This window comes from uncultured Algibacter sp., assembly GCF_947495675.1.
Classification (GTDB): Bacteria; Bacteroidota; Bacteroidia; order Flavobacteriales; family Flavobacteriaceae; genus Algibacter_B.
This window is the reverse complement of record NZ_CANLZX010000126.1, coordinates 1-205: the sequence shown is the minus strand read 5'-3', so window position 1 is coordinate 205 and position 205 is coordinate 1. Positions and strand designations below refer to the sequence as shown.

The 205-nt window shown below is 53.2% G+C and carries 1 protein-coding gene; it reads right to left on the bottom strand.

Going from position 1 to position 205, the window contains the following annotated elements:
• Positions 1 to 205 (bottom strand): Hint domain-containing protein (locus Q0842_RS16350; RefSeq protein ID WP_298500596.1); only part of this gene is annotated, 205 nt, incomplete at both ends.

The window sequence follows — 205 nt, the reverse complement described above, 5'->3', positions numbered from 1 at the left end:
CGCGCATTTGCTTTCCCTTGGGTATCACCCGCGCTGGATCGCTGGCCGAAAACAGCAATTCGGGTAACAATGCCTCGTTTTCGTTGAGCGCCTCCGAACCATTTGCCTTTCTTGCCTTTGGTCCGGTAAAACGCGACTCTGTCGGCGCGCCTTCTGCAAAAATGATTTCATGGCGATCCAGCAGAATATGGTGATAGGTCACGAC